This window comes from Streptomyces caeni (assembly GCF_042678285.1).
In the GTDB taxonomy this organism is placed as follows: Bacteria; Actinomycetota; Actinomycetes; order Streptomycetales; family Streptomycetaceae; genus Streptomyces; species Streptomyces caeni.
Genome location: NZ_JBHUDX010000173.1, coordinates 1 through 6,150, shown reverse-complemented (window position 1 = coordinate 6,150; position 6,150 = coordinate 1). Strand labels below are relative to the sequence as shown.

General features: G+C 68.1%; 4 protein-coding genes. 3 read left to right on the top strand and 1 reads right to left on the bottom strand.

Going from position 1 to position 6,150, the window contains the following annotated elements; genetic code table 11:
* Positions 1–577 precede the first annotated feature (577 nt).
* Positions 578–2,965, top strand: coding sequence for a DEAD/DEAH box helicase (locus tag ACFSL4_RS37600; protein WP_381092614.1), 2,388 nt, complete (start codon positions 578–580; stop codon positions 2,963–2,965).
* Positions 2,966–3,058: 93 nt separating this feature from the next.
* Here ACFSL4_RS37600 and ACFSL4_RS37595 read toward each other — a convergent pair whose 3' ends face one another.
* Positions 3,059–3,244: a hypothetical protein gene (locus tag ACFSL4_RS37595; RefSeq protein ID WP_381092616.1), complete on the bottom strand. Its 186-nt coding sequence runs from the start codon at positions 3,242–3,244 to the stop codon at positions 3,059–3,061.
* Between the two features lie 169 nt (positions 3,245–3,413).
* On the opposite strand from ACFSL4_RS37595, the gene tap reads away from it, so the two are divergent.
* A complete protein-coding gene (gene tap / locus ACFSL4_RS37590; protein WP_381092613.1) occupies positions 3,414–5,510 on the top strand; it encodes a telomere-associated protein Tap in 2,097 nt (698 codons plus the stop codon).
* Between the two features lie 5 nt (positions 5,511–5,515).
* A complete protein-coding gene (tpg, locus tag ACFSL4_RS37585; protein ID WP_381092615.1) occupies positions 5,516–6,076 on the top strand; it encodes a telomere-protecting terminal protein Tpg in 561 nt (186 codons plus the stop codon).
* Positions 6,077–6,150 lie beyond the last annotated feature (74 nt).

Below are 6,150 nucleotides of genomic sequence, written 5' to 3'. Positions count from 1 at the left end.
TATCCCGCGGAGCGGGATATGCAGCGCTGGCGCGCTGCATAGGTAACGGCTCCACTGACGCTCCGCCAGATTTCCGCGCAAGCGCGGAAACCGAATTCCGCAAGCGGAATTCTGAGCGTGTGTCAATTCGCGCAAGCGCGAATTGAGGGAATCCCGCAAGCGGGATTCCTGAGGCTGGCAGTAAGGGTGGGTGCATCACGCGCGGGCCTGTGTAGGGCTTGGGATTCCCAGCTACTACCCTGACAAGGAATGTGACGGGCCGTCGGACTGACGGGGTGCCCGCCTCGTTGTAGTGACGGGTTCCGCTGCGCTCCACCCTGAACCCTCTCCCCCATCGTCTGACTGTCGACGTGTTCGCTAATGGCCTGCCAGCATACAGGTCAACCGGCCGTTCGTGGATGGGATTGAGTCAGGTGTCACCCTCGGGCATAGAGGTTGGTGCGCGGATGATGCATCACAAGTCATTACTGTGTAGAGTCTGGTATCAGATGCCACATCCCTACCGCCGCGCACCTTGCGCCTGGATTCTATTTGCTATTACGCGCTGCATTTCCGCGAAAAAAGGAGAGTACGGGGCATGGCTGTGAAGCTGCGTGATCACCAGATTGAGGCCGTTGCCGCCATTGTGCGGGGTCTTGATGTTCCGTCAGGCGGGATTCCCTGGAATGGTCTTCGTGGGCAGGTGCACGCGGCGTGTGGGACGGGGAAGACCATCATGGCTGCGACGTCGGCGAGGCGGCTTGTGCCCAGGGGGCGTGTGCTCGTGCTGGTGCCGACGCTGGATCTTTTGGCGCAGACGGTGAGGGCGTGGCACGAGGCGGGGCACAAGGGGCCGGCGGTGGCGGTGTGTTCGCTTCAGGACGATCCGGGGCTGTGGTCGTTGAAGGTGCGCTCCACGACGAACCCGATCCAGTTGGCGCTGTGGCACGGGCAGGGGCCGGTGACCATCTACGCGACGTACGCCAGTCTGGGGGTTCTGGCGGAGGCGTTCGAGGGTGTCTACGGGCAGAAGCTTGATCCGGTAGACCTGGCGGTGGTTGATGAGGCGCACCGGACAAGTGGCTCGATGGGTAAGGCGTGGGCGGACATCCACGACCAGAGCGTCATCCCGGCGTACCGGCGGCTGTATCTGACGGCGACGCCGCGGATCTGGGAGGAGCGACTCAGCCGGGAGGTTGCTGAGGGGGTGCGGGATCCGCTGCCTCGGGAGATGGCGGCGTCCATGGATGACGAGACCGTTTTCGGGCCCGTTCTGTACAAGCTCTCGCTCGCATCAGCTGTCTCTCGGGGCCTGTTGGCGCGGTACCAGATCATCGTCTTGGAGTTGAAGGACCCCGTCGTCACGCCCGAGCGGCTGATGGGCGAGGAGCGGCACACTGAAGAGGTGCGCGGGCAGCGCCTGGGGGCGCTCCAGGCCGCATTGCTGCACACCATGGCTGAGCATGGCCTGTCAACGTGCATCACCTTCCACCACCGCACCATCGAGGCGCAGGCGTACGCGGAGGGCCTAGAGCGGGTGGCTGCGAAGCTGCATGCGGATAAGCCCGAGACGTACCCGAAGCGGATCTGGGCCAACTGGCTGTGCGGCGAGCACGTCCCCGAACGCCGGCGAGAGGTCCTGGGTTCGTTCGGGTCCACGGCGCAGCGGGCCGTGCTCTCCAACTGCCGTGTCCTGGGCGAGGGCGTCGACATCCGCGCGGTGGACTCCGTTGCCCTCCTGGACCCAAAGGGGGCGCCACACGACATCGTCCAAGCCATCGGGCGGGCACTGCGCCAGAAGCCCGGACAAGGCAAACTCGCCTCCCTGATCGTGCCTGTCTTCCTCCAGCCCGGTGAAATGCCCGAGGATATGTTCACCTCGGGGTCGTATCGCCCGTTGGTGAAAGTCTTGGAAGGTCTGCGCGCTCACGATGAAGAAGCCGTCGAGTTGCTCGCCATTCCCCAGGAGCCTCAGAAGGATGTCGCCCAACCGTCCGTGAACATCGGTGTCGCGCCCGAGGAAGGTGAAGACGAATCCCGGCTCCTGCTCCGTTTCGCGGCCCCTCGGGATCCTGTGATGGTCGCCGACTGGGTCTCCTTCAACGTGATCGACACCGAGCGTCAGGACTGGGCCCGCGGCTGGGCGAAGCTGAAGACGTACGTCGAGCGGGTCGGGAACGCCCGCGTGCCCTACGGACACCGCGAAGGCGCGACACCGCTTGGGCAATGGGTCGCGGAGCAGCGGCGTGCCTTCTCGGCTGGGGAGATGAGCGGGCTGCGTGCCCGCCGGCTCGAGCAGCTCGGCATGGTGTGGTCGGTGACGGATGAGCGGTTCCAGGAGAACCTGGAAGCAGCGAAGGCGTACTACGAGCAGCACTGGACGCTGTGCGCTCCCAGGTCGGCAGCGATGCTGGACAGGCCGTTGGGGATGTGGCTCGCGAATTTGCGGCGGCCCGGTGCACTGGAGGGGCACCCGGAGTGGAAGACCGCGCTGGAAGCCCTGGACAAGGACTGGAACCCGTCCTGGCCGGCGGACTGGCAACGCCACTACGCCGCACTACGCGAGCTCCTGGCCGACGAAGAAGGCCAAGTCGGTGAGACCGAGGTACTGCCCGGGCTCACCGTCCACGGTATGGACATCGGCAAATGGCTGGCCAAGCAGCGCAGGCCGGAGGTCTGGCAGGCTCTTCACGACGGGCAGCGCGAACGCTTGCAGCAGCTCGGCATCACGCCGATCGCCCCGGATCCGGAGGAGCCCGCAAAGCCGTCCACGGCGCCTCTGAGCGCCTTCGAGCGCGGCGTTGCGGCTCTTACGCAGTACAAGACCCGAGAGGGGCACGTGACCGTTCCACGGGGGCACGTAGAGCGGCTCGAGGACGGCACCGAAGTCCGGCTCGGAGTATGGCGCAGCAACATGCGCAGCAGGCGAGACTCGCTGCCCAATGCACGGCGCCAGCTGCTGACGGACCTCGGTCTGTTCGGCTGAAGGGTCGGGTCAGTGGCTGGTCGACGCGCTGCACGGGGCCTTCAGGCCCTGCTGGGGGATCCGGCTGGTGTGCTCTTCCTGGTCCCGCTTTGCTCAGGAGACCGGCTCGGGAACCTCCCCCGGCCTGACCGGCACGATCTCGACACGGGTACAGCCCACCGCCTGGAGTTCGGTACGGCGACGCTTCGCCGACCGTTTGTCGTACCCACCGGCCGGCGCCTGCGGGGCGCCGTCCGGGTCGGTCCACAGCAGGCCGTAGTGCTGCATCACGCTCGTCATGGAGATCACGCTTCCCCTCCCCCGACGACCGTAAGCACACCGCGCGAAGCGCACCGCGGACCCACATGACCGCACTGGACGCGCTGGGGCTGAAATGGGCCCTAAGGGATAAGGAATGGGATAAGTTTACGGTTAAGCAATTCCGGTCCTGAGGTGAAGGTGGCAGGGCATGGCATCTGAGGAAGAGCTGTTCGCGTCCGTCGACGCTCTGCTGAACGAGGAGCCGCATCTGCCGCCTCCGGCGGAGCGGGCCCGGCTGCGTGAGGCCGCCGGCATCACCCAGGCTCGCCTGGCCACCGCGTTGAAGACCACGACCCAGTCGGTGAAGAACTGGGAGAACGGCCGCAGCGAGCCGAAGTCACCGCGCCTGGACGCATACCAGCGGCTGCTGAACGGGTGGGCGGCGAAGTACCCCGCCCCCGGCGCAGCCCCGGCGGTCTCGGCTGTCGCGACAGCACCGGCGGCGTCTGCTGAACCGGCCGCGTCCGAGGCGGCCAAGGCAGACGCCCCGCCTGTCGACGGTCCAGGTGCGGGGCCGACGCGCCCCGCCACCCGGTCCGCCGCGACGTCGCGGCGCCCGGCCTCTGCGAGGCCTGCAGCCGATCCGCGGTTCCCGCACGGTCCGCTCGCCGTGCTGGACGGTGACGGCTGCGCGTACGGCGTCGACGGGATCGTGCTCGACTGCCCCGCGACCACGGTGGTGGAGCTGGTGGAGTGGACGCTGCGCGAGTCCGGGCTCGGTGCACCGCGTCTGCACCGCAACGGCAAGGACAGCGACCCGCTGATCGTCCTCACCGCCGCGGCCGCCGTGAAGCTCGGCCTGCCCGAGCGCCTGGAAGGCCACGAACAGCGCCGCTCCCTGCGCCTGCCGGAGGACCACCCGGTGGTCAAGCAGGTGGTGAAAGCGAAATGGCGGCTCACCCAGCGCGGGTTCGGCCCGTGGGCAAGGATCTACCGCAAGGTCCAGGGCCGTGAGCGGCAGTGCGTGCAGCTGGCGATCCTGTCGTGGGACGCCCTGGATGAGCGGTCCTGGCCCGGCGTCTTTGAGATGGAACCTGCTGATGTCGCCCGCGTCCTGGGCGTCTATGCCCAGCGGGTCATCACGCCGCGCGGCTCCACGGCCGTGTCCGGGCTGGAGCTGATGACGGCGCTGCGCCCGCCCACACGTGCGGTGCGCGACGAGGCGAGCGGGAACTGGGTGCCCGGCCACAACCCCGGCAGCCTCGGGACGGAGCCGATGGATCCGGCGCCGCCGGAGGCCACGCCGGAGCACCCCGTCGTCGTGGACAGTGGCTGGAGGGGTGGGTTCCTGAACGAGGAGGCGTATCAGTGGGTGCGCGACGTCAGCCTGCTGAGCGATGAGGAGTGCACGCTGCCCTACGCGGTCGGCCTGGACCTCAACACCGCCTTCCTCGCCGCCGCGGCCCGCCTGGTCGTCGGCCTGTCCGCCCCCGACCACTTCGTAGGCCCGGCGTTCAACCCGAAGATCCCCGGCTCCTGGCTGGTCGACCTCTCCCACGTCGAGGTGGACCCGCGCCTGCCCTCGCCTTTCACCCCGGACGGCACCCGGCCGACCGGTCCGGCCTGGTACCAGACGCACACCGTCGCCTACGCCCAGGAGCTCGGCTACAACGTCACTCCCCTTGAGGCGTACCTGCGCCGCGAGACCGGCGCCTACCTCGACCCGTGGCACGACCGGCTCAAGACCGCGTACGTCGACACCCTCGCCGACCTCGGCGTCACCAAGGACCTCACCGACGCGGAGTTCCTGGCGGCGATGGAGCGCCACAAGGACGCCGACCCGGCCATGGCGGCCGTCCTCGCCGCGATCAAGGCCACCGTCAAGGGCGGCATCGGCAAACTCCGCGAGCGCCCGCAGGGCAGGAAGTACAAGGAGGGCGAGCGGTGGCCGGCCCTCCAGCGGCCGACCTGGCGGCCCGACATCCGCGCCGCCGTCATCTCCAAGGCGCGCGTCAACATGCACCGCAAGCTGCGCAACATGGCCACGATGACGGGCCTGTACCCGCTCGCCGTGCTCTCCGACTGCGTCGTCTACCCCTCACCGGGCGACAGCCCGCTCGCCTTCCTGCCCTATGCCGCCTCCGGCAAGCCCCAGCCCGGCGCCTTCCGCCTCGGCCCCACCCCCGGCCTGGCCAAACTCGAGGGCGTGCAGTCGATGCTGTGGGCGGTCGACCTCATGGAACAGGGCTACAACCCGGCCCGGCACATCAAGGGCGGCGACGCCGTCCTCGACGAAGGAGAGTGAGCGCTGTGGCCGGAGAGATCGACGACGCGATCGAACGCGCCGACCGGGAGTCCTTCACTCGCCAGCCGCCCAAGACCCTCAAAGGGCAGATCGGCTACCTGATCCGGCAGTTGGGCAGTGCGAAGGCAGTCGCACGCGAGATCGGGGTCACCGCCGACTCCGTCAACCGCTACCGACGCGGCGCCCGCAAACACGCCCGCCCCGACATCGCCGCGAAGATCGACGCCGCCGTACGGGCCCGCTGGCAGCCACAGGTCCGCAAGCGCCGGCAGAAGCAGGCCGCCACCACCGGCGGGATCACCGTAGAGACCCGCGCCCGCTTCGGATACACCGCACCCGTCGGCACCACCGACGACGGACGCTTCCGCCGCCTCACCGTCCACCTCCCCCCGCACTACGCACAACGCCTCTTCAACGCCCGCCAAGCCGGCGCCAGCGACCAGCAGATGCGCCAGATCATCGCCGACGGCCTCAAAGAGATCTACTTCCAAGACGGCGGAGCACGCGCCCTCGGTCTCTCCGACGTCACCCTCAACGACATCGACTACCTCGACCTCGACTACTAACCTGACGCCGGCCACGGCCCGGCACCTGCTCGTTGTGACTGAGCGTTTTAGTTGGCGGGTGAGCGCTGTACTTG